The organism is Limnothrix sp. FACHB-406, from assembly GCF_014698235.1.
GTDB lineage: Bacteria > Cyanobacteriota > Cyanobacteriia > CACIAM-69d > CACIAM-69d > CACIAM-69d.
Genome location: NZ_JACJSP010000021.1, coordinates 15,930 through 37,999, shown reverse-complemented (window position 1 = coordinate 37,999; position 22,070 = coordinate 15,930). Strand labels below are relative to the sequence as shown.

Sequence of the window (22,070 nt, the reverse complement as noted above, 5' to 3'; positions counted from 1 at the left end):
AAAATCCATGGGTTAACTACAACGGGCCAACTGAAACAAGCTGACGAAGCCAGCCAATTTCAGCCAGGAAGTTAACCAAGCCACACCTAGCCGCCGTAGTTCCAGCCGGTGCTTTCTAGGGTGAGGGCTTCCCCTTCCCGATGGATGCCTGCGCCAATCACTTCGCCCACAAAAACCGTGTGATCACCATGGGCGATCGAGCCAACCACCTTGCACTCCACATAGCCCAGGGAGTCGGGCAAAATTGGGCAGCCCGTCGCTTCGCCCAAATAGAACTCGATGTCTTCAAACTTGTTGCCCACCCGGCGACGGGGCTTAAAAAATTGAGCCGCCAAATCCTTTTGGCCCGCTTCCAACACCGTCAACGCAAACACGCCGCTCGCTTCAATCATGGCGTGGGAACCAGATTCCCGATTCACACAGTTCACCAGCAAAGGCGGCTTAAACGAGCCTTGCATGACCCAACTGGCCGTAAAGGCGTTCACATCTTCGCCCGCCTCATCCCGCACGCCACAAACATAGATGCCGTGGGGAATTTTCCGGAGCATGGTCTTTTTGGCTTGTTCATCGAGCATGGTGCGAACTCCTCGATCGGGTGAATAGGCGGGGCAACTAACGGCCACGAATGTCAATCACGAATGCCAATTGCGGATGTCAATGATCGATCGCGTCGCCGTTTGCAAATCCCTTGCTGAGTGTATCGCAGCCGATCGCCCTCAAAGTTCCGCCCAATCACCGATTAACCCGTTTTAGCGCCGTGAATTGAGCCATGAAGGCTTGGATTGTTTGTAAAGAAAGATTACGAAAAAGACAGCAAGACGGCTTTCTGTCTTGACAGACTAGCGTTGCCCCGATACCTTAACATTCATACCCGGGTAATTCATTTGTAGTTATATGCAAGACAAACAGGACAAGCAAAAAGTCACGCTCTACTTCCCCCAACAGTTGCATCGTCAACTCAAAATCCGGGCGGCAGTTGAGTCGGAACCCATGTCCGCAATTGTCGAAAGGGCCGTGGCTTTTTACCTCGAACACCCTGAGGTAATTGACGAGCACAGCGAACCCTACGGGCGTACCCACCGGGTCTACAGCTGCCCTGTCTGTCAAACCTCCACAGTCCTGCGTGACGGTGAATTGGTTGGTCTTGGAAGCCAGCCTGGCATTCTTGCCGAAGATACGCTGTCGATCGAACGGGCCCTGACGGTTCGGGCTGGTGCTCCAGAGTCCGCTGAGGAGGAAGCTCCCAGTAGCGACACGGACGATTCCAACAGCGAAAGCCTTGTACCTTGCTGAAGCAACTGCCAAATGGCTTCAGTTCCGGTTGCGGGTTAGCCCCTTAAGGATTTCGCTCAGGACTCGCTAGATACTTACTAATCACTTTGGCTAATCACGTTGGGCTAGATGGAGAGCAATTTCCAATCTCTGAGCTAGTCCATCGCATGTCCAACTCAAGCGGAATGGGTCGAGGGTTATGCAAGAGCAACTAAGCGTCCTGGTCAGAGCGCAATATCCGCTGGTTTACCTCCTAACCTATGAAGAGGAACGCGCTGAACAGGCGATCGCCCGCCTTGCCCAATCCAAAACGCAACCCCGCCGTCTGTTTGTTTGGACGGTGACCCATGGGGTGGTGGAATATGGCCAACCCCGCACGGTGACGCAACACAACACCGTTTCGCCGGAAGCCGCGATCGAGTGGATTGTGCGCCAACGCGACCCCGGAATCTATATCCTCAAAGACTTCCATCCCTACATCGACTCACCAGGGGTGAAGCGCTGGCTGCGAGACGCGATCGCCCAGTTTAAGGGGATGCAAAAAACGATCGTGTTGATGTCGCCGGTTCAAGAAATCCCGATCGAGCTTGAAAAAGAAGTCGTGGTGTTGGATTTCCCCCTGCCCACCCTGAACGAACTCGATCAGGTGTTGGGTGAACAACTCGAAGAGACCCGATCGCGCCCTCTCAGCCCGATCGCCCGTGAGAAACTGCTCAAAGCAGCCCTCGGTCTCACCCGTGACGAAGCCGAAAAGGTCTACCGCAAAGCCCATGTGAGCACCGGCAAGCTCACCGAATCGGAAGTCGAAATCGTCCTGTCCGAAAAGCAGCAGTTGATTCGTCGCAACGGCATTTTGGAATACATGGACGAAGACGAGACGATCGAATCGGTCGGTGGTCTCGAAGAGCTGAAACGGTGGCTGACCCAGCGCTCCAATGCCTTCACCGAGCGGGCCCGCGAATACGGCTTACCCCAACCGAAGGGAATGCTGATTTTGGGTGTGCCCGGTTGCGGTAAGTCTCTAATTGCCAAAACCACCTCCCGGCTGTGGGGTTTGCCCCTGCTGCGCTTGGATATGGGGCGCATCTACGACGGCTCCACCGTGGGGCGATCGGAAAAGAACCTGCGGATGGTGCTCAAAACCGCCGAGTCGATTTCCCCCGTCATCCTGTTCATTGATGAACTGGACAAGGCCTTCGCCGGTTCCGCCGGTTCCGCCGACTCCGATGGAGGAACTTCCAGCCGCATCTTTGGCTCCTTTCTGACCTGGATGCAGGAAAAAACTTCCCCGGTGTTTGTGATGGCGACGGCCAACCGGGTCGATCGGCTCCCCGGCGAGTTCCTGCGCAAAGGCCGGTTTGACGAAATCTTCTTCGTCGATTTGCCCACCCAGGACGAACGGAGCGAAATCTTCCAAATCCACCTCGAAAAGCGGCGTTCTGAAATCTCCCGCTTTGATTTGGATCAACTTGCCAAAGTTTCCGATGGTTTCTCCGGCGCAGAAATCGAACAGGCCATCTTCGCGGCCATGTACGAAGCCTTTGCCCAAGATCGCGAGTTTACCCAACTCGACATCATCGCAGCGATCAAGGCAACCCTGCCGCTGTCGAGAACCATGACCGAGCAGGTAACGGCATTGCGCGACTGGGCCCGCCAGCGTGCCCGTCCTGCCGCCGCTGCTGTCGCGGACTACATCCGCCAGGAGTGGTGACCCCCAAGCTTTCTCCCGTCTCCCAACGGGAGGAGGGCTAGCCCCCCAGTTCCAACCCGTTCAGCATCTGGAATCCCGGTTGGCTAGCGCATTGAAACCAAGCATCGAAGCCTCCCAACTTCGTGCTTGCCATTGAACCCCTAGTTGTTGTCGTTCACGCAATTTCCATCCACAGGAGGAAACCCTCATGTCTCACTTCAGCACCCTGCGCACCAAGATTACTGATGTGGAAATCCTGCGCCAATCCCTGTGCGACCTGGGCATTCAGACCAAAACCAGCGCCGATGTGCGTGGCTATAACGGCCAGCGGGTTCGCGCTGATCTGGTTGCGATCCTGGAAGGGGAATATGACCTGGGCTGGTCGCGCAATGCTGACGGCTCCTACGATCTGATTGCGGATCTGTGGGGTGTGGCGAAGAAGCACAACCAAACGGAGCTGATCAATTCGATCAACCAAAAATATGCGGTGAATAAGACGCTGGCGGAGGTGAAGCGTCCTGGGCTGCAAAATGCCAATGTGAAATTGGTGGTTCAGTAGCAACCGCTTTGTCTGCGCGTTCCTAAGCTTGCTGGCTGGTCGGGTTACCCGGCCAGCCTATTTTGTTGGTTGATTGTTGTTGGTTGATTGTTGTTGGTTGATTGCTGTTTATTGGTTGGTATTGCCTGGTTTTTTTGATTGTTATTGGTTAATTGTTATTGATTGATTACTGATTTTTGCGATTGGGTGCTATTTGGTTTTTGGGTTCATTGCCATTGGTTGCTGTTGATTAGTTGATTACTTGTTTTTTGGGTCTTAGTGGATGCGATCCTTTCCTCGGCTGAATTTGCGGCCCGTGATGATGCACCCGATCGCACGGCGGGGCATGACGGTGGCTCACTGGATTTTGGCGATCGCCCCAATCAGCTTACTGATCACCGGAGCGGGGGCTTGCCTCCAAGCCACCCGAATTTTAGGAAAAGTGCCACAGCCTTGGATCAATGACCCTTACCTGTTCGGTCACAACGACGCGGCTTATCAAGCTTGGTTGCAGGCGGCAAGCTTGGCCCTGGGGTTTACCGTTCTGAGCCTGATTCCTTGGTTTGTGCTGACGGCAGTGGCGATTTTTGCCCATTGGCGCTACTGGGCCAAAACAGAGTCCAGAGGGGCGGTGGGCTACCGGTTGTTGCCGATCGGGCTGTATCTGCTGAGTTGGGTGGTGTTGATTTGGGAACCGGTGGGATTGATAGATTGGTTGCTGGACTAGTGAGCAGCGCCGTTGATTAACCCGAGCGGTGGGCAACTGGGGCGATCGGCAATTTCCATCCACCCCCTAAAATTAATCCTGTAGGCCATAGGGCTATGCCATTGGGCCATGCCATTGGGCCAGGGCAAACCAGCCAGTTCCTGAACAAGTAGGGCGATCGCAGGTGTGGGAATCAGTACAAACGGGTTTATATCACCTGGCACAGTGGGCGACAGCGTTGGTGGAAGCACAGTTGGCTCATCCCAGTTTGGGGAGTGCGCTGGTAACGTTTGGGGCGGGTCTGCTCACCAGCCTGACCCCCTGTATGTTGTCGATGTTGCCGATCGCGGTGGGCTATCTCGGGGGGTATGACACCTCAGGCGAGTCGGAACCTGCCGATGGGCGATCGCGCTGGGCGGCGGCGGTGCAATCCCTCTGGTTTGCCCTGGGCTTAGCCACCACCTTGGCGGTGATGGGGGTGGCGGCGGCCTGGTTTGGTCGGGTTTATGGCCAGGTGGGTTGGGGCTTGCCGTTGCTGGTGAGCGGGGTGGCGATCGTGATGGGGCTGAATCTGCTGGAGGTGTTGCCCTTTCAGTTTCCATCCCTGGGACAATTGATTCCTGTGCCGACGGGGGTTCCCCGATCGCTGCGATCCTATTTGGTGGGGCTAACGTTTGGGCTGGCGGCTTCCCCTTGCAGCACGCCTGTTTTAGCGGCACTGTTAGCATGGGTTTCGGCCACTCGCGACCCGATCGCGGGTGGGGGTCTGTTGTTGGCCTATGCGATCGGCTATGTGTCGCCGTTGGTGTTAGTGGGCACGTTTGCCGCCTCTTTGAAGAGTTTGTTGGCGCTGCGGAGTCGATCGGGCTGGATTGTGCCCACCAGTGGCGCGTTATTGGTGGGATTCGGCGTATTTTCGCTGCTCAGTCGGTTACCGATCGGCTAGGGTGAATAGCCAACGGATTGCCAGTCAACGGATTGCCAGCCCCATGAGACGCTAGGGAATTAGGGTCAAAAACACAGCGCTAATCATGCGCTAATCATCAGGATCGGCACACTAGGGCGAATTAAGGGAAGACCAAAGTACTGAGGTCAGGGCAAAAACCATGGATGCAAATGACGGATTGCAGCAAACTCCCCTGAATGGGGCGATCGGGCGGAGCTGGTGGCGCGCAGGGGTGCGCATCATTGCTGACCTGCGGTTAGCGATCGTCCTGTTATTGGTGATTGCGGTGGCCAGCATCACTGGCACGGTCATTGAGCAGGGCCAGGGCTTGGAGTTCTATCAAGCAAACTATCCAGAGGATCCGGCCCTGTTTGGCTTCCTGAGCTGGAAAGTGCTGCTGGCCTTGGGGCTGAACACCGTCTATCGCACCTGGTGGTACTTGGGGCTGCTGGTGTTGTTTGGCACGAGCTTGGCCGCCTGCACCGCCCTGCGCCAATGGCCAGCCCTAAAAGCTGCCCAACATTGGAGTTATTACCGGACCCCCAGACAGTTTGAGAAATTGGCCCTCAGTGCCCGGTTGGACTTGGGGGAAGCCAGCAGCGCGATCGCCCCGGCCACTCCTCTCTTGCAAGCCAAAGGTTACCGAGTTTTTGCGGAAGGCAGCAGCTTGTATGCACGCAAGGGGATTGTGGGCCGCATTGGGCCGATTATTGTCCATGCGGGGATGTTGATTGTGTTGTTGGGCGGCATTATTGGTGCGCTCACTGGTTTCATTGCCCAAGAAATGATTCCCAGCGGCCAAACGTTTCAGGTCACCAATATTATTGACGGCGGCCCTTTGGCGGCGGGGAATGTGCCCCGAGATTGGTCTGTGAAGGTCAACCGCTTCTGGATTGAATATTTACCGGACGGCAACATCGACCAGTTCTATTCAGATTTGTCGGTGTTGGATCAAGCGGGTCAAGAGCGCGATCGACAAACTATTTTTGTGAATCAACCCCTGCGCTACCGAGGGGTGACCATGTACCAAACCGACTGGGGCATCGCAGCGGTGAAGGTGCGCATCAACAACAGTCCATCAATTCAGCTACCCATGGGCAAGCTGAATCTGCCGGGCGCGGGCCGGATTTGGGGCACTTGGGTTCCCACCAAACCGGACTTGAGCGAGGGGGTTTCGCTGCTGGCGCGAGATTTGCAAGGGGCAGTGCTGATCTATGACGCGACGGGCCGCCCGATCGCCACCACGCGGGTGGGCCGATCGACCCCAATTACCCTGGGCGATCGCACCCTCACCTTGGCCGTGGATGATTTGATTGGCAGCACGGGGCTACAGATCAAGGCGGATCCCAGCATCCCGATCGTCTATTTGGGCTTTGGATTGCTGATGGTGGGCGTGGTGATGAGCTATTTTTCTCACTCACAAATTTGGCTGTTGCAAGAGGGTCGATCGCTCTATGTGGGTGGTCGCACCAATCGGGCCCAGGTGGCCTTTGAGCGGGAAATGCTGGAGGCGATCGCGCAATTGCAAGCCACTGTCCCGATCGCCTCATCCCCAACGCCTACCGCGACGGAAACCTAAACGAGCGTCTTGAAGTTTGCCAAATTCAGTTTGCCAAATTCGCAGATTGCTATCGATGGCTAAATCCTAAGATTCGTCTCCGATCACGGAGGGATCAGGGCGATCGCGCTAGGCTCAGAGTAAAGGTTCTTGCCCCCGGCTCACCATTGCCAGAACCCTTCCACGGGGCAAGCAGGAGGAGTGATGACCGATCGGCATCTGCGTTGGCTTAGTGGTGTCGTCTTGGCAGCGGCGCTCCTCGGTGCGGTAGGTTCGCGGGCGGCGGCGGAGCCCGCTGCAACCACGGCTCCCACTGACCTCAAAGAACTTTTGGCAACGGGCCTCTGTGGTGGTTGTAATTTAGCGGCGACCAACTTGGCGGGGCAAAACCTGCAAGGAGCACACCTGATTGGGGCTGACTTGCGCCATGCCAATTTGCGGGGGGCTGATTTAACCAACGCTAACTTGGAAGGGGCCGATCTGACCGGTGCTGACCTAACGGACGCTAATTTAACCGGCACATTCTTAACCAATGCCATCCTGACCCAAGCGAGGCTCGATCGGGTAAACCTCACAGCCGCCACCCTCAATGACGTGGACGTGACCGGCGCGTCGATGCTGGACTTAACCCTCACAGGCGCGACGATTCAGGACACGGCGATCGGGGTTGGCGGCGACGAACCCATTGAACCCCATCCCTAGGGATGGCTAACCCTTGCCATGATGCGCTTGCTGAATTCCCGCAGATCTCCCCGCCTTGAAACAGCCGTTGGTTTGCGCTTGGGGGCGATCGGGCTGGGCATGATTGTGGCGATCGCCGCTGCTCTGCCCGCCCAAGCCCAAGAGCGGCTCAATCGAATCCTGTCCGTTACGGGCCGAGGCAGTGAACTGGTCAGCGCCAGCACTGCCCGCGTGAGCCTGGGGGTGGAAGCCCGGGCCGCCACCGCCGAAGCGGCCCAAGCGGAAATGGCCAAGCGATCGAGCGCGGTGGTGGCGCTGCTGCGGGGTCGCAATGTCCAAAAGCTGCAAACCACGGGCGTTTATCTCAGCCCCTACTACGACAACAACAGCAAACCCGTGGGCTTTGTGGCCACCAACACGGTCAGCTTTGAAATTGCCGCCACCGAATCCGGAGCGCTCATGGATGCGGCGGTGAAAGCGGGAGCCACCCGTGTGGATGGGGTGCAGTTCACGATCGATGATGCCACCAACAACGCGGCGCGCAATCGGGCCTTGGCAGCAGCAACCCGTGATGCCCAAGCCCAGGCCGATGCGGTTTTGGCAACCTTGGGGCTAACTCGGCAGGAAGTGATGGGCATTCAGGTAGAGGGAGCGATGATGTCGATCCCCAGCCCCATGCTGCGAGGCGTGGCCGACTCCGCAGCCAGCACCCCCGTGGTGGCCGGTGAGCAGACGATCCAAGCCACGGTTACTTTGCACATTCGGTACTAGTTCGGCCGTCGCCACGGGGGGCTGAATTAACGTTTCGTTCGTTTTCAGTTGCCAACGTCGAGGTTTACAGGATTAATCAACGGTTCAACGTCGGGATGGGGTGGCCTGAATTTGATCGATTTGATCAAGTTGATCAAGCTGCTGAGTATAGGCACAAACGCGATTCATCACATCCCGTAGTTGAGCTGACAAAATTTCAGCCCGATCGAGCCGATCGGCCAGGGCATTGGTTTCAAGTTGGCAAGCCAAATCTGGCATTTCCAAAACGCCAGCATTGGCCGCCGCACCTTTAATTTGGTGGGCCCGCCGATAGACTTCCTTGATGTTTTGGCTTTCGATCGCCCGATCGAGGGCTTCCAAATATTCCGGAATGCCCTCCACAAAAATACTGAGAATTTCACGGGCCACTTCCGGATCGCCCATGGAAATCTCCATCAACCGTTCCCGATCGATCGGCGGTGCTGACTCAGCAGCGGAATTTCCAGCGCTCAGCATTGGCTTGGGAGTCGGTTCCGTCGGGGGCAAGTCGCCTTCCGTATGCAAGTTGCGACTCATGGGAATCACCCAGCGATCGAGCACCGCCGCCAAGCCCGCCAAGCTAATGGGCTTGCTGATGTAGTCATTCATGCCCACCGCCAAACATTCCTCCCGGGCCCCAGCCAAAGCATTGGCCGTCATGGCAATTACCGTCACATCCCGATTGGGGCCCGCTTCCGCCCGTAACCGTTGCACAGCCTGATAGCCATCCATCACCGGCATCAAGCAATCCATCAACACCAAGTCAAACGGCTCCCGCAGCAGTCGATCGATCGCCTGTTGGCCATTGTCAGCACAGGTCACATTCTCCCAACCCAAACTCTTGAGCTGCCGCAAGACAATTTGTTGATTCAGGGGCGTGTCTTCCACCACCAAAATCTTGCAATGTACCGGCCGCACCAGGGGATGGAGCGATCTCGCCGCCGATCGCCCATCACGCTCAGCCACCGTGGGCGACTCCAGCACCGCAGGCAAAGTTGGTGACTCGTGACGCACCGCCGCCGTTAACGCATCCAGCAGTTGCGAAACCAAAATCGGCATCGTCAGGTAATGCTTAATCACCCCCTGACCCACCAGTTGATGGCCCAGCGATCGCGCTTCCGGCTTCAGCAACAAAATCCAGTGCAAAGTGGCCAAGGCCGGTCGCTGCTGAATTTGTCGCTGCAACGGTTCCCAAGTCAAATCCAAATCTTCCAAATTCACAAGGGCGATCGTGTAAGGGTTTTCGCTGTGGCTGGCCATCTCGATCACCCCAAACACCTCATCCGCCGACACACGATCCAAACGCCCACCCCAAGCCCGCACCTGAGAACCAATCAACAATTGCTGGCGGGGATCCGTATCCACCAACAGCAACCGTTCTTGGCGCAAAAAAGACCATTGCTCCGCCTCATCCGTCAACGCCTGGCGCTGCAAGGGCACTGAAAACCAAAACGTACTGCCCCCGCCCACATTGGCCTCATAGCCAATTTCTCCCCCCATCAGTTCCACCAACTGCCGACAAATGGCCAGCCCCAACCCAGTGCCCCCATAGCGGCGGGTTGTGGAAGCGTCCACCTGCGAAAAAGACTGAAACAGCTTGTGACGATGCTCCGGCAACACCCCCACCCCCGAATCTCGCACCTCACAGTGAATTATCACCATCTTGTTTGATTGGGATTCCAAAGACATTTGAAAAACCACCTGTCCTTGATCCGTGAATTTAATGGCATTACCCACCAAATTAATGCAAATTTGATGCAGTCTTGTGGGGTCGCCCACCACCGTCCAAGGCACATTACTATCTAGCAATGTCAAAAGCGTTAATCCTTTCGCTTGGGCTTGGGGCCGCAGGAGGTGATCGACGGTTTCAATACATTGATTTAGATCAAAGGGAATGGACTCTAGCTGTACTTCCCGAGCTTCAATTTTTGCCCAATCCAAAATGTCATTAATTAACGACAGCAGGTGCTCGCCGCTGGTTTTTAAGATTCGGGCTAAGTCTTGCTGTTCCAGGTTTAAGGGTGTTTGTAGCAGCAGATCTGTCGTACCCAAAGCCGCATTCAAAGGAGTCCGAATTTCATGACTCATGTTGGCCAGAAATTGGCTTTTGGCTCGGTTAGCAGAATCGGCTAATTCTTTTGCCAGTTGCAATTCTGTGGACTGGTGTTGAAGACGTTGCACCAATTGGGTTTGTTGAACAGCAATCCCCAGTTGTGCCCCAATTTGCACCAGAATTTTGATGTCTGATTCACTCCAAGTGCGGGGGCGTTCATTTTGATAGGCTCCCAGGACTCCCCACAGTTCTCGACCGCAATGAATGGGTACACAAATAAAGGCTTTGGCCGCCAATCGATCGAGCAATTCCAAACAGGTGTCCGCCAAATCCGCCTGCTCCACATCGCTGGCACTGACATAACTGGCTCCCAAGTTGAAGGGGCCCCCTTGGGTCAGTTGCCAAGTTTTGTGGCACAGGGCGGGATTCAAGTGATCCACATCCTTGGTGACTCCGCTCGGACTGACCAAGGGCTGCACACCATCGGCCACAGACTCCACCAAAAATTGACCGCTCCAGTCCGGATTAAACCGATAGATCACCACTCGATGGCAGAGCAGGGCCCGCCGTAGCTCATCGGTTGTATCCAGAAAAATTTCATCCAGATCCAGGGATTGCCGCATTCGGGTGATGATTCGGGCGATCGCGGTTTCGCGCCGGGCCAAGTCCCGCAGGGCCTGTTCTGCCTGTTTTCGTTGCATCAAGGCTCCGGCCTGAGTCCCCACCGCCTCCAACAGATGCAAAATTTTGTTATCGAGGGTCGAAGCCTGTCGCCGCAGGAACATCAAGACCGCCAAAACCTGGGAGCCGTCCAAAATGGGAACCGCAAAGGCCGATCGCAAACCGACACTAGCGGCCAGCTCTGAACGGGCAAAAATTCCCGGATGGCTCAAGTCCTCCAGCCATTCCGCCTGGCGCTGGGCCCAAACTCGGCCAGGCATTCCTTCTCCCGATCGATACTGAAGCTGCAAACTGGCTTGGCGAAAGGCTTGAAAAGATGGGTCACTGGCATACCAACTGGGGCTGCACTCCAGCGCCGTCCCGTGGGCATTTGGCACCCAGGCTTCTGCACAGTCCCACTTAATGGTTTGGCAAGTCAGCCGCAAAATGGCTTCGAGGGATGCATCAAAATCCGAGGCTCGCCCGATCGCCTGGGAAGCCGCCAGCAACAGCCGAATTTCAATTTCAACTTTCTGGCGCTGAACAATTTGTTTGTGTAGCAGTTCATTCTGCTCAGTCAGGCGACGATTAGCCGATCGCAATTCTTCCTGAAGGGCATACAACCGCAGTTGGCTCTCAATTCGCGACAGAATTTCTTGAACCTGAAAAGGTTTAGTAATATAGTCAACTCCACCGGCTTCAAAGGCATGAACCTTATCGGTTGGGCGATCTAAAGCGCTAATAAAAATAACAGGAATATGACGAGTTTGAGGATCATCTTTTAAATAACGACAAACCTCATATCCATCCAAATCTGGCATACAAGCATCCAGAAGGATTAAATTTGGTGCAGCCAATCGAGCAGCACTTAATGCCAATCGACCACTAATTGCCTTTCTAACGCGATAGCCATGGGTCTCCAGCATGGAAGACAGCAGACGGAGATTGTCTGGCAAGTCATCCACAATTAAGATATCGGCCTTGGCGGGATGCCCAGAAGAAGATAACATCGACAGCAATCCAGAGAGGAAGGAGGAAATTAGTGATCAAGCGTCAAGCAAGGATCTAGCAACTGTTATTCAAGACGGTTTATTTCATGCAAGTTGTTGGGTTCATGGCTGATGAGTGCTGTGTTATTTTTGATTGATTTTTGATTGGTTTTTGATTAACGGGGACGATCGGGATAGTCAATTGTTTGGAATTTGAGCTTATTAGCTGTTAGGTACTTTAGGCGGTCAATGACTATCAAGTCAGCGATCGCCTAAAGTCAGATTAACTCTGAACTTTTGGTGGCTTCAGTCTGTACGCCATTCAACAATCATGCAGCATGGTCATGGCTGTTAACTATCGGTAGAACACGAGTATTTTTTGATACGATCGCCCGTCTTCCTTTACGGGGATAGTGCAAATTGCGGTGCGTCTTTAAGGCCGACGGGGCCGGCGGCGATCGAGGGGAACAACCGTGGCCGCACTGCTTTCGCGGGCCACCCGAATCAGCAACCCCGCTAGAAACAGACTGGCAATAATCGAGCTACCGCCATAGCTCATGAGGGGAAACGGCAGTCCTGTAGTTGGCAGCACGCCAGTTGCCACGCCAATGTTCACCAGGGCTTGGCCCACCAGCAGCAACACAGCACCGACGGCCACCAGTCGCAGGGAGCGATCGCTCGCATTGGCAGCCACTCGCAGGCCCAATGCACCATAAACAACTAACAGGGTTAACAACAGCAGGGAACCGACAAAGCCAAACTCCTCCGCAAACACTGAAAAGATAAAGTCAGTGAACTGGATAGGCAGGCTGGCTAATTTTTGTTGCGAGAGGCCAAACCCCGTCCCCCACCAGCCCCCCGACCCGATCGCCAGGAGACTTTGCACCAATTGATAGCCAATGCCTAGGGGGTCGTCCCAAGGATTGAGAAAGGAGGCAATTCGTCGCTGCTGGTAAGTGCGCAGGCTGATGCTAATTAGTCCTAAAACCAGCCCACCTCCCGCCGCGCTGAGCAGATAGGCATAGGGCAAGCCCGCCGTCAGCGCCAGGAGCCAAACGGTCATCCCACAAACCGCTGCGGTGCTGAGATTGGGTTGCAACAAGATCCCCAACAACACTGCACCGATGGTTCCCAGCCAAAACCAACGATGGCGATCGGTCAACCGTTCCCACTGACCCAAAATGCGGGCACTTTGCAGCACTAAAAAGGGCTTTAGGAGTTCCGAGGGTTGAATTGGCAAGACCCCAATTTCAATCCAGCGAACGGCTCCGTTGGCCGATCGCCCAAGACCAGGAACCAGCAGCGCCCACATCAGCATTAGGGTGACTAGCAACCCCCAGTGGGCGATCGCCAGCACGTAACGCAGGGGCAGGGAAACGGCCGTTTGGAATCCCACCAAGCCCGCCGCGATCCACAGTAATTGCCGTTTGCAGTAGTACCAACCGTCTCCTTCTGTGGCTTCCGCACTGGCGTAGGAAGCAGATAGCAAAATCAGAAACCCCACAAACAGCCAAAAGAAGGTGAGCCAACGCAACCAACGGGCTTCGTCGGCCCAGCCCACGGCCGACCACCCCACGGAGGTTCGGAACTGTGTGAGCCAATCACTCCAAACAAGGGGGCGACGTTGGGCCATGGATTGCAGGCAACCTCAAGGGGCAAAGACAACCAGGAAGCAACCCCACCAGCGGAGGCCAAGTGCTGCTGACTTCAAACAATGCTGATGCAAAATACCTATTCAAAACAATATCGCGAGCCACAAGTTTCAGCTACCCGTAGGCAGGCTCACTTGTCACTCGCGATCGGCTGAGTTCGGAATTGGTGTGCCAATTCCAAAAATGACTGAGGGTTGGGTCACCGACTCGATCGATCCACCTGACCCCGAAAGGACAGAAGGAACCGATCAGGCGGTTCACAGTTTGCCAATCTACAGCAAACCCGTATTCGTGCCCGGGCGGCCCGTAGCCAGCTCGACCTTCACGATTTTGCCACCCATCTTTTGGATGCGTTGCTGTTCCTTGAACCAGTTGTCGTAGGAAACCAGCTTCGTGAAGAAGGTGTTTTGCAGCTCGCGCTGCGTCCGAATTCGCGTTTGGCTCGGCACGCAAGCCGTAATTTTAAACATCCGCATGGCGAGAAACCTTTGTGACTTCAACGACAAATCTGACCAAAATTCAGACCAAGTCCTTAAACAACGAGGTCTGAGCCGTGCTGCCCCCAAAGCTAACCAGACAACGCGATCGCGGAGCCTATGCAACTTTGAGCGTTCAGCAACTATCCCAGACCCCGTGGCTTCACTCATTTCAACCCAACAGGGGAAACCACAACCATCAACCCGGTGAGTCGAAATTCAGCCAAGCCATTTGTTGTTTAGCTCAAGCCCGAGGAGATGTAGTCGAAGTACACGCCCATTTCCTTGCCAGCGTCAGAGCCCACCAAACCGGCGGTCACTTCCTTCATGGCTTGGATTGCTTGCACGGTGGTGCCGATGGGCACGCCCAAGGAGTTGTAGGTTTCCTTCAGGCCGTTGAGCACGCGCTCATCGAGGATCGAAGGATCGCCAGCCAACATAGCGTAGGTGGCATAGCGGAGGTAGTAGTCCAGGTCGCGGATGCAAGCAGCATAGCGACGGGTGGTGTACATGTTGCCGCCGGGACGGGTCACATCGGAGTACAGCAGCGACTTAGCAACAGCTTCCTTGACGATCGTGGCAGCATTAGCGCCGATCGCGTTAGCAGCGCGCACGCGCAGTTCGCCGGTAGCGAAGTAATTCTTCAGCTTATCCAGAGCGCTCGAGTCGAGGTACTTGCCCTGAACGTCGGAGGAGTTGATGACGGAGGTAATTGCGTCTTGCATGATCGTTTTTGAATAAGTCGGTTTTGCAAGGAAATGGCTTTCATTAAAGCCGAAGCAAGTCAAGCTAGCGAGGGAGAACCCAGGTCTTAGCTCAAGCCGCCAATCACGTAATCGAAGTAAGCCGAAGCTTCAGCTGCATCTTCGCCGCTCAGCAGACCAGCAGCAGCAGCCTTCATGCCACGCACACCTTCAGCCACGCCGTCGATCGGGGTACCCAGCGAGCGGTACATTTCGCGCACACCCACCAAACCGATTTCTTCGATCGGGGTCACGTCGCCAGCCACGATGCCGTAGGTCACCAGACGCAGGTAGTAGTCCAGGTCGCGCAGGCAGGTTGCGGTCATTTCTTCACCGTAAGCGTTACCGCCGGGCGAAACCACATCGGGGCGCTTTTGGAACAGTTGTTCGCCGGCTTGCTTAACGATGCGCTCACGGGCATCGGTCAGGATTTGGGCAATGCGCAGGCGTTGAGCGCCGGTGGACACGAAAGCCTTGATGCGATCCAGTTCGCCGGGGCTGAGATAGCGGGCCTCAGCGTCGGCATTCACGATTGACTTCGTGACGATACTCATTGAATAAACTCCTCCGAAAGGAAAAAAGTTTTGACTGGAGATTGGGGCTTCCACCGAGGAAACGACTAGCATCGCTGCGATTGCTCAGGCAGCGGGAGCAACGAGAAATTTTCTAAGCCAGGTCGTTTAACCCTTAGCTCGAAATCCACCAGCGACAGTCCTGAGACCGCACTCGGTGTCCTCCCCGGCAAATCAACACTTATTCTCAGGCATGAAGCCCGTTGACCCTCGCTTGGATTAACAGTTTTTAACATCCTTCCTCAGACAGCTAATCTTTGAGGGCCGTTCCGAGTCTGTGATTTCTGTCCCGATCGCTCAACTGCCGAAAAGACAAAACACCAGGCGAATCAAAATCTAGGGTCAAGACTTTGCGCCTGATGTTTTGCAGATTTCGGTTTGGATCGAGCGATCCAGTGATCGCCCAACAGCCAAGTTTTCCCAAGTCCAAATTTATTTTTGGAATTGACCAAATTGCAGTTCGTAAACCTCATCCTCACAACCGGTTTGGATTTTGAGGTTAGAACGGGGCTTGGCGGTACAAAGGAGCGCAAACCCCTTTGTGCGCAAATCCGGACTCAAGCCCATGCTGTCACCTGGCTCGATCGTCCCTTCCACTACGCGGGCAGCACAGGTCGTGCAAACCCCCGCATTGCAAGAGCTGGGAAGCGTCAGCCCTGCCGCTGCCGCCGCCGTCAAAATGGGCGTATCATCCGCCACTTGCAGGACGTGGGTTTGCCCTTCGTGCTGAATTTCAACCTGATAGGTCGTGCTCATGGTTCTTCTCTCAAATCCCTAGCCAATCCCTAGGAGCGCAGCGCCTCAGCACCACCGCAAACTTCCAGGATTTCTTGGGTAATAGCGGCCTGCCGTGCCTTGTTGTAAGTCAAGGTCAAAGTGCCAATCAGGGTCTTGGCATTCTCGGTGGCGTTGCTCATGGCAGTCATCCGAGCAGCCAACTCGCTGGCGGCGGACTCTTGCAGGGCCCGCAGCAGTTGGTTGTTCAGGTACAACGGCAAGAGCGCATTCAGGATCTGTACCGGATCCTGCTCAAAGATGGTGTCGCGCGGCAAGGGTGCGGTGGGCAAATCGACCCGCTCACGCTCCACTTGGAATTGTCCGCCACGGGTCGTCAGCCGGAAGATCTCATCATCCGAAGCTTCCAAACCTTGCGGATCCAACGGCAGCAGGGTTTGAACTACGGGACGGGAGCTAATCAGCGATACAAATTTGGTGTAGACCAGTTCAACGCGATCGACCGTTTCCGAGAGGAACAGCGACAGCAGCTCGTCTGCAATTTGCGATGCTTCCGACGCGCTAGGGATTTGCTCTAGACCGTCATAAACAGCCGCGACATCGTAGCCCCGGCGGCTGAAGTATTGGTTTGCCTTGCGACCCACCACGATCATTTTGACGTTGACCCCTTCAGCAAGCAGCTCTTTGCTGCGTTGCTCGGCCCGACGGATCACATTACCGTTGTAGCCACCACAGAGGCCCCGATCGCCTGAAACCACCAAAATACCTACGGTTTTAATGCTTCGTTGCCGCAGGAGTGGCAGATCTACGTCTTCAAATTTGAGGCGCGATTGCAAGCCGTAGAGCACTTGGGCTAAGCGATCGGCGAAGGGGCGGGTGTTGTTTACCTGCTCTTGGGCCCGGCGCACCTTTGCGGCGGCAACCAAGCGCATGGCTTCAGTAATTTTTTTAGTGTTTTTAACGGACTGAATTCGGTCGCGAATTGCCTTGAGGTTTGCCATAGCTGTGGAGTCCTTTGAGTCGCCTGAGTCGCTAGGGGGCGCGATCGCCCGGGGTAGAAGACCCTAGGCGATCACTTGATTCGCGATGATTACTGAGCAACCAAGAAGGTTTGCTTGTACTCAGTCAACGCTTCCTTCAGCAGGGTTTCCGCCTCTTCCGTCAGTTGCTTGGTGCTGCGCACGGCTTCACCATAGCCAGCCTTGTTATTCTTCAGGTAATCCCGCAGACCCGCCACAAACTTGGTGATCAGGTTGACCGGAATTTCATCCAAATGGCCGTTAATCCCGGCGTAAATGACCGCCACTTGCTCATCCACACCGAGAGGCGCGTATTGGGGCTGCTTCAGCAGTTCCCGCAGACGCTGACCACGGGCCAACTGATCTTGGGTCGCCTTATCCAGATCGGAGGCGAACTGTGCAAAAGCAGCCAAGTCGTCGTATTGAGCCAGTTCCAGCTTCACCTTACCGGCTACCTTCTTCATGGCCTTGGTTTGGGCAGCCGAACCCACGCGGGATACGGAGATACCAGCGTTCACGGCCGGGCGCAGACCCGAGTTGAACAGGTCAGCGGACAAGAAGATCTGACCGTCGGTAATCGAAATCACGTTGGTCGGGATGTAGGCCGACACGTCACCGGCTTGGGTTTCGATGATCGGCAGAGCCGTCATGCTCCCACCACCCAACTCATCGCTCAGTTTGGCGGCGCGCTCCAGCAAGCGGCTGTGGAGATAGAACACGTCGCCGGGGTAAGCTTCCCGACCGGGCGGACGACGCAGCAGCAAGGACATTTGGCGATAGGCCTGGGCTTGCTTGGACAAGTCATCGTAAACCACCAGGGTGGCCTTGCCCTTGTACATGAAGTACTCGGCAATGGCAGCGCCGGTGTAGGGAGCCAGGTATTGCAAGGTGGCGGGGTCGTTGGCGTTGGCGGCCACCACGATGGTGTAGTCCAGCGCGCCCGATTCCTTCAGCACGTCGATCACCTGGGCCACGGAGGAGGCCTTTTGCCCGATCGCCACGTAGATGCAGATCACATCTTCGGACTTTTGGTTGATGATCGTGTCGATCGCGATCGAGGTCTTACCCGTTTGGCGGTCACCGATGATCAGCTCCCGTTGGCCACGCCCGACCGGAATCATCGAGTCAATTGCCGTAATCCCCGTTTGCATCGGTTCGCACACGGACTTCCGGGCGATAATCCCAGGGGCCATCGATTCGATCAGACGGGTTTCCGAGGAGGCAATGTCACCCTTGCCATCGATCGGGCGAGCCAGCGCATCCACAACCCGGCCCACAACCGCATCACCCACCGGAATCGCCGCGATCTTACCGGTGGCACGAACGGTACTGCCTTCTTGGATGTTGAGGCCGTCACCCATCAATACAGCACCCACATCGTTCTCTTCGAGGTTCAGTGCGATACCCACAGTACCGTCCTCGAACTCCAGCAGCTCACCAGCCATGGCATTTTGCAGGCCATAGATACGAGCGATCCCGTCACCCACTTGCAGCACGGTGCCCACGTCGGCCACCTTGACATCCTTGTCGTACTGCTCAATCTGCTGCTGAATAATGCTGCTGATTTCGTCCGGTCTGATTGCAATCACGGTCTGCGACTCCTAGTTTTCAACGTTGTTTCCAGCGTTTGGGGTGCTTATCTTGGTTGCGGCCCTCGGGATTTGCTCACAAACAGAGCTAGATCGCGCCCAAAGTCAGCGCCATGCGTCGCAATTGACCACGCAGGCTGGCATCGACCACTTGCGAGCCGACTTTGATAATCACGCCGCCGATCAAATCGGTATCGACCTTCGTCACCAGTTCCACGCTGGCGGCCCCGGTGAGCTGTTTCACCCGCTCAATGGCGCTTTGGCGTTGCTCTTCCGTCAGTTCCACCGCAGAAGTCACTTCCGCCAAGGCCGTATTCGTAAACTGGCGCAGCAGGTCTTGATATTTCTGGGCGATCGAATCCAGCAGCGCAATCCGCTTGCGATCGACCAAGAGTTTCAAAAAGTTCGCCGTCAACGGGTGCAGAGTTTCACCCGCCAGGCGATCGAGTACAGACTTCTTATCGTCCGCCTTGACAAACGGGTTAGCCAAGAGAGCGCCCAGCTCATCCGAGGCTGCTAGCAAACCTCGTAGGTAGGTCACATCCTCGCCAAAACGCTCCACCAAGCTTTCCTTTTGAGCCAAGGTCATCAAAGCTTGCGCGTAAGGCTCGGCGATGCTGGCGATCGTTGAACTGCTTTGCATCGTTAGTTCCCTCCCCCTTGAATCAGGGCCAAGCTCCGATCAACCAAATCCCGCTGTTGATCCGAATTCAAGCGCGAGCGCAGTTGGTCGTTGACCTGCTCCAGCGCTGCGGCCACAGCCCGCTGCCGCAATTGCGTAATCACACGCTCTTGCTCAGCCGCCAAGTCACTGGAAGCGGCCTCGCGCATCCGTTGCACATCCTGGGTGGACTTCGCCAAAATGGCTTCCTTCGTCCGCTCAGCTGCAACCTTTGCTTCAGCAGTGATTCGCTCTGCTTCCGCCTGGGCTTGAGCCAGTTTGCGCTGTTGCTCTTCCAAGGCCTTCACAGCTTCCGCTTGCGCCTTTTCTGCTTCGGTGATTGCCTCTTCGATCGCCGCTCTCCGGGTTCCCAGCAGGTTACCCAAGAAGCCACGACCAAAGTAGACCAGAACCCCCAACACGATCGCCAGGTTGATCACATTGGTTTCCAGGATGTCGGTGTTAATCCCGAACGATCCATGGGCCAACAGATGAGGGGCGATCGAACCCAAAAACATGTTCGTCATCACAACCTCATCCCAACTCAAAACCCAACAACTTCCGCACAATCTGACGGCTCAGCACCGCCACTTGACCGTCCAGGGCAGCCAAAGCCGTCTGCCGTTGACTGTCAATCTCCTGTTGAGCCGCTTCCCGCTCCGATTGGGCCTGTCGTTGCGCGTCTGCCACCGTCTGAGCCGCCAGTTTTTGCGCCTCCGCTTGGGCATCCGCTACGATGGACTGAGACTTACGGCGGGCCTCCGCCAAAGCCTTTTCATATTCCGCCGTCAACGACTTCACCTTCTCCAGGCGCTCTTGTGCATCCAGTTGCTTGCCACGGATGTAGTCTGCCCGTTGGTCAATGGCTTGTCCCAGGGGCTTGTACAAAACCGCATTCAAAATCAAAGCCAAAATTAGAAACTGCGCTGCCATCAGGGGCAGGGTGGCATCAAGGTCAAACAGACCCCCTTCTGCCTCCGCTGCCAACAGCGTTGGTACGAGTGCGTATAGCATTTCGCTTACTCCCAGCAGATGGTTGACAGCCCCTTTTCGCGAGTTGGGGCAGCAAAAGGCTTTCGCATCAAGCAAGCACCTTTCGCCGCCTCAGGTAAAACTCGTTCGCAAAAGCCGAAAACCAAATTTACGAAGCGAAGGGGTTAGCGAACAGCAGCACTAGTGCCACCACCAGACCGTAAATCGTCAGAGCTTCCATGAACGCCAAGCTCAACAGCAAGGTGCCACGGATTTTGCCTTCTGCTTCCGGTTGACGAGCAATCCCTTCCACAGCTTGACCAGCCGCATTACCTTGACCGATACCGGGGCCAATTGCACCCAAACCCACAGCCAGAGCAGCAGCCAGAACCGAAGCAGCAGCAATCGTAGGATTCATTGTCGTAGTCCGTCCTTGAATTGTTGTTGAGAGTCTTGTAATTAGAAGGGAAACAATCCCCAATTGATGCTTTCACGACTCCGTTTCACAACCCCTAAAAATGGGGTCGTTAGTCGTGATGCTCGCCGTGGTGATCTTCCATTGCTTCACCAATGTAGGATGCCGCCAGAGTTGCAAAAATCAGGGCTTGAATTGCACTCGTGAACAGCCCCAAAACCATCAGCGGAATGGGCACGAACAAGGGAACCAGGAAGACCAGTACAGCCACCACAAGTTCATCCGCTAGGATATTACCAAACAAACGGAAGCTTAACGACAGCGGCTTGGTAAAGTCTTCAATGATTTTGAAGGGAACCATGATCGGGGTCGGCTGCGCGTAATCGGCGAAGTAACCCAACCCTTTTCGGCTCAATCCTGCATAGAAATAGGCGACCGATGTGGTCAGTGCCAGGGCAACCGTTGTGTTGATGTCGTTGGTAGGAGCAGCCAATTCACCAGACGGTAACTCAACGAGTTTCCAAGGAATGAGTGCACCACCCCAATTCGACACAAAAATGAATAGGAACAAGGTGCCAACAAAGGGAACCCATGCTCGATATTCTTTTTCGCCCACTTGGGTTTTGGTAAGGTCGCGGATAAACTCCAAGGCATATTCCATGAAGTTTTGCAATCCCGACGGTACTCGCTGAATGTTACGAGTTGCCAAGATGCAAGTAACGATCAGTAGCCCTAGGACAATCCAAGAGGCAAGGAAAACTTGCCCATGTACCTTGAAGTTGCCAATGTGCCAATAGAAGTGTTGACCAACTTCCAGTTCTGCTAGCGGAGAGAACGGAATGTTTGAAAAAAGATCGAACATAGCAACGCTGTTTTGCATAGGCATTTGACGAGATTGCTCTCGCAATTAGCCTAAGGGTTGGGCTTTGCGATCGCGCGCAACGTGTGGAAAATTAGAGCAGCCTTATAGGTCAGAAAACCAAGGATGATTGGCAACAGTTCAAGTTGCTGAACTCGAGCACCAATGAGAAAAATGGCTACAAAAAGTGCTAGCCGAGTTTTACTCAATTGCTGTTTGCCATTACCCAGGGTAGCGACATCTTTGGCCAGCATTCGCAGGTATACAATGCCCACCAGCGCTCCCAGCAAATAGCTCAGGGCAGTGTTGAGACTGTAGGTGGCCCAAACAGACAGAAAAATCACCAGGGATACAACCAAGGAGCCGATTAATAGCTCCCGTTGGAGTTTGTAGTATTCCTCCATGGCTGCGCCGTTTTCGGAAGTGCCCTCGATCGCTTCGGGAGAAACTTCCGGCATGGCGGTGACTGGTTCGACCGTTGGAGAGTCCATCGGT

General features: G+C 55.2%; 23 protein-coding genes. 8 read left to right on the top strand and 15 right to left on the bottom strand.

The annotated features are described in order from the left end of the window. Positions 1 to 86 precede the first annotated feature (86 nt). Positions 87 to 575 (bottom strand): flavin reductase family protein, encoded by a 489-nt coding sequence (locus tag H6G53_RS16275; RefSeq protein ID WP_190527041.1) that lies wholly within the window; start codon positions 573 to 575, stop codon positions 87 to 89. A 319-nt stretch (positions 576 to 894) separates the two neighbouring features. On the opposite strand from H6G53_RS16275, the gene H6G53_RS16270 reads away from it, so the two are divergent. The 8 genes from H6G53_RS16270 to H6G53_RS16235 all read left to right on the top strand — a co-directional run bounded on the left by H6G53_RS16270 (position 895) and on the right by H6G53_RS16235 (position 8,162). Beyond that, entirely contained in the window at positions 895 to 1,293 is a 399-nt protein-coding gene (locus H6G53_RS16270) for a hypothetical protein (RefSeq protein WP_242026224.1), read from the top strand. Positions 1,294 to 1,471: 178 nt separating this feature from the next. Next, positions 1,472 to 2,983: an AAA family ATPase gene (locus H6G53_RS16265; protein WP_099532152.1), complete on the top strand. Its 1,512-nt coding sequence runs from the start codon at positions 1,472 to 1,474 to the stop codon at positions 2,981 to 2,983. A gap of 187 nt (positions 2,984 to 3,170) precedes the next feature. Further along, positions 3,171 to 3,521, top strand: a complete 351-nt coding sequence (locus H6G53_RS16260) for a DUF1257 domain-containing protein (RefSeq protein WP_099532151.1) — start codon at positions 3,171 to 3,173, stop codon at positions 3,519 to 3,521. A gap of 262 nt (positions 3,522 to 3,783) precedes the next feature. Next, positions 3,784 to 4,227: a hypothetical protein gene (locus tag H6G53_RS16255; RefSeq protein WP_190527039.1), complete on the top strand. Its 444-nt coding sequence runs from the start codon at positions 3,784 to 3,786 to the stop codon at positions 4,225 to 4,227. Positions 4,228 to 4,390: 163 nt separating this feature from the next. Further along, positions 4,391 to 5,152 carry a cytochrome c biogenesis protein CcdA gene (locus H6G53_RS16250; RefSeq protein ID WP_099532149.1) on the top strand — a complete coding sequence of 254 codons (762 nt, stop codon included), beginning with the start codon at positions 4,391 to 4,393 and terminating at the stop codon, positions 5,150 to 5,152. A 160-nt stretch (positions 5,153 to 5,312) separates the two neighbouring features. Then, on the top strand, positions 5,313 to 6,731 hold the full coding sequence (locus H6G53_RS16245; protein ID WP_190534747.1) for a cytochrome c biogenesis protein: 1,419 nt from the start codon (positions 5,313 to 5,315) through the stop codon (positions 6,729 to 6,731). Positions 6,732 to 6,914: 183 nt separating this feature from the next. After that, entirely contained in the window at positions 6,915 to 7,412 is a 498-nt protein-coding gene (locus tag H6G53_RS16240) for a pentapeptide repeat-containing protein (RefSeq protein ID WP_190527035.1), read from the top strand. 18 nt (positions 7,413 to 7,430) lie between these two features. Continuing rightward, a complete protein-coding gene (locus H6G53_RS16235) occupies positions 7,431 to 8,162 on the top strand; it encodes an SIMPL domain-containing protein (protein WP_242030773.1) in 732 nt (243 codons plus the stop codon). 84 nt (positions 8,163 to 8,246) lie between these two features. Here H6G53_RS16235 and H6G53_RS16230 read toward each other — a convergent pair whose 3' ends face one another. The 14 genes from H6G53_RS16230 to H6G53_RS16165 form a co-directional block, all read right to left on the bottom strand. Then, the gene (locus H6G53_RS16230; protein ID WP_190534746.1) at positions 8,247 to 11,903 is read right to left on the bottom strand and encodes a response regulator; all 3,657 of its coding nucleotides are present in this window, start codon (positions 11,901 to 11,903) and stop codon (positions 8,247 to 8,249) included. A 412-nt stretch (positions 11,904 to 12,315) separates the two neighbouring features. Continuing rightward, positions 12,316 to 13,515, bottom strand: coding sequence for an FtsW/RodA/SpoVE family cell cycle protein (locus tag H6G53_RS16225; protein ID WP_099532145.1), 1,200 nt, complete (start codon positions 13,513 to 13,515; stop codon positions 12,316 to 12,318). Between the two features lie 291 nt (positions 13,516 to 13,806). Beyond that, positions 13,807 to 14,010, bottom strand: a complete 204-nt coding sequence (locus H6G53_RS16220; RefSeq protein ID WP_099532144.1) for a phycobilisome linker polypeptide — start codon at positions 14,008 to 14,010, stop codon at positions 13,807 to 13,809. Positions 14,011 to 14,249: 239 nt separating this feature from the next. Next, a complete protein-coding gene (gene apcB, locus H6G53_RS16215) occupies positions 14,250 to 14,735 on the bottom strand; it encodes an allophycocyanin subunit beta (RefSeq protein ID WP_099532143.1) in 486 nt (161 codons plus the stop codon). An 86-nt stretch (positions 14,736 to 14,821) separates the two neighbouring features. After that, the gene (gene apcA, locus H6G53_RS16210; RefSeq protein ID WP_099532201.1) at positions 14,822 to 15,307 is read right to left on the bottom strand and encodes an allophycocyanin subunit alpha; all 486 of its coding nucleotides are present in this window, start codon (positions 15,305 to 15,307) and stop codon (positions 14,822 to 14,824) included. Between the two features lie 450 nt (positions 15,308 to 15,757). Further along, positions 15,758 to 16,081, bottom strand: coding sequence for a 2Fe-2S iron-sulfur cluster-binding protein (locus H6G53_RS16205; protein WP_099532141.1), 324 nt, complete (start codon positions 16,079 to 16,081; stop codon positions 15,758 to 15,760). A gap of 29 nt (positions 16,082 to 16,110) precedes the next feature. Further along, complete coding sequence (locus tag H6G53_RS16200) at positions 16,111 to 17,061, bottom strand: F0F1 ATP synthase subunit gamma (protein ID WP_190534744.1); 951 nt, start codon at positions 17,059 to 17,061, stop codon at positions 16,111 to 16,113. A gap of 89 nt (positions 17,062 to 17,150) precedes the next feature. Beyond that, positions 17,151 to 18,668 (bottom strand): F0F1 ATP synthase subunit alpha, encoded by a 1,518-nt coding sequence (atpA, locus tag H6G53_RS16195; protein WP_099532139.1) that lies wholly within the window; start codon positions 18,666 to 18,668, stop codon positions 17,151 to 17,153. An 88-nt stretch (positions 18,669 to 18,756) separates the two neighbouring features. After that, entirely contained in the window at positions 18,757 to 19,311 is a 555-nt protein-coding gene (atpH, locus tag H6G53_RS16190; RefSeq protein ID WP_190534741.1) for an ATP synthase F1 subunit delta, read from the bottom strand. 2 nt (positions 19,312 to 19,313) lie between these two features. After that, on the bottom strand, positions 19,314 to 19,856 hold the full coding sequence (locus tag H6G53_RS16185; RefSeq protein ID WP_234406580.1) for a F0F1 ATP synthase subunit B: 543 nt from the start codon (positions 19,854 to 19,856) through the stop codon (positions 19,314 to 19,316). A 7-nt stretch (positions 19,857 to 19,863) separates the two neighbouring features. Beyond that, complete coding sequence (locus tag H6G53_RS16180; protein WP_190355524.1) at positions 19,864 to 20,343, bottom strand: F0F1 ATP synthase subunit B'; 480 nt, start codon at positions 20,341 to 20,343, stop codon at positions 19,864 to 19,866. 127 nt (positions 20,344 to 20,470) lie between these two features. Next, positions 20,471 to 20,719 (bottom strand): ATP synthase F0 subunit C, encoded by a 249-nt coding sequence (gene atpE / locus H6G53_RS16175; RefSeq protein WP_099532136.1) that lies wholly within the window; start codon positions 20,717 to 20,719, stop codon positions 20,471 to 20,473. 109 nt (positions 20,720 to 20,828) lie between these two features. After that, positions 20,829 to 21,596, bottom strand: coding sequence for a F0F1 ATP synthase subunit A (gene atpB / locus H6G53_RS16170; protein WP_234406579.1), 768 nt, complete (start codon positions 21,594 to 21,596; stop codon positions 20,829 to 20,831). A gap of 32 nt (positions 21,597 to 21,628) precedes the next feature. Then, a complete protein-coding gene (locus H6G53_RS16165; protein ID WP_234406577.1) occupies positions 21,629 to 22,066 on the bottom strand; it encodes an ATP synthase subunit I in 438 nt (145 codons plus the stop codon). Between the last annotated feature and the right edge of the window lie 4 nt (positions 22,067 to 22,070).